General features: G+C 73.4%; 2 protein-coding genes. Both read left to right on the forward strand.

The genetic code is table 11. From position 1 onward, the window contains the following. Positions 1 to 636, forward strand: a 636-nt coding sequence (locus ACVNF4_RS35935; RefSeq protein ID WP_461807023.1) for a SpoIIE family protein phosphatase, incomplete at its 5' end; no start/stop codon positions are given. Positions 637 to 750: 114 nt separating this feature from the next. Further along, positions 751 to 1487, forward strand: a 737-nt coding sequence (locus ACVNF4_RS35940) for an SLC13 family permease (protein ID WP_461807024.1), incomplete at its 3' end; no start/stop codon positions are given.

Below are 1487 nucleotides of genomic sequence, written 5' to 3' on the forward strand. Positions count from 1 at the left end.
CTCGGGGGGCTGCCGTTCGAGTCGGCGGAGGTGCGGCTCGCCGAGGGGAGCGTGCTCGCGCTGTACACGGACGGGCTGATCGAGTCCCGCACGCGGGACGTCGACGCCGGGTTCCAGGCGCTGTGCGCGGCGCTCACCGGGTACGCCGACTCCCTCGACGAGACGTGCGACCGGGTCCTGAACGCGCTGCTGCCGCCGGGCGGCTCCGCCGACGACGTCGCGCTGCTCCTGGCGCGTACGCGCGCGCTGCCCGCCGATCACATCGCGACCTGGGACGTGCCCGCCGATCCGGCGCTCGTCGCGCGGGTCCGGGGGCAGGTCGCCGAGCGGCTGGTGGCCTGGCGGATCGACGCGGTGTCCTTCACGGCGGAGCTGGTGGTCAGCGAGCTGGTCACCAACGCGATCCGGTACGGCGCCCATCCGATCCGGCTGCGCCTGATCCATGACGCGGCCACGCTGATCTGCGAGGTGTCCGACTCCAGTCACACGGCCCCGCATCTGCGGCGCGCGAAGACGTGGGACGAGGGCGGGCGGGGGCTGCTGCTGGTGGCGCAGCTCACCGACCGGTGGGGGACGCGGCACACGTCGGAGGGGAAGACGATCTGGGCGGAGCTGGGGCTGCTCGGGGAGGACTGAAGGGAGTTCGGTGTGTTTTTCTTACCGGCGCCTGTTTTCATAAGGGGTTGCCCGTCGCCGTACGCCTCCTAAGGACCCGCCCTGAACACCGCACTCGCCGTCTCTGTGTCCTCCGTGCTGCTCGCGGCCTCGCTCGGCTGGGCGGTGCTGCGGCCCTCGGGGAAGTCCGAGGCGCTGGTGGCGGTGCCCGCCGCGGTGCTGGTGGTGGCGCTGGGAGCGATCTCGGCGGGGGACGCGTGGGAGGAGGCGGAGCGGCTCGGGCCGGTCGTCGGGTTCCTCGCGGCGGTGCTGGTGCTGGCGCACTTCTGTGCCGTGGAGGGGCTGTTCACGGCGTGCGGTGCGTGGCTCGCGCGGCGCGCGGCGGGGCGGCCCCGGCGGCTGCTGACGTCGGTGTTCGGGCTGGCGTCGGTGATCACGGCCGTGCTGAGCCTGGACGCGACGGTCGTCCTGCTGACGCCGGTCGTGTTCGCGACGGCCAACCAGCTGATGGTCCGCGCGAGGCCGCATGTGTATGCATGCGCGCACCTGTCCAACACGGCGTCCCTGCTGCTGCCGGTGTCGAACCTGACGAACCTCCTCGCCTTCGCGGCGAGCGGGCTGAGCTTCACGCGGTTCGCGGCGCTGATGGCGCTGCCGTGGGTGCTGGCGATCGGCGCGGAGTACCTCGTGATGCGCCGGTTCTTCGCCGCCGACCTGCCGGTGCGGGAGGCCGTCGAGGAGAGCGGGCCCGCGCCTGAGGTGCCGATGTTCGCGCTGGTGACGGTCGCGGCGACGCTCGCCGGGTTCGTGGTGGCGTCGGCGGTGGGCGTGGAGCCGGCGTGGGTGGCGTTCGCGGGGGCGCTGGTGCTGGC

The organism is Streptomyces sp. S6 (assembly GCF_054880855.1).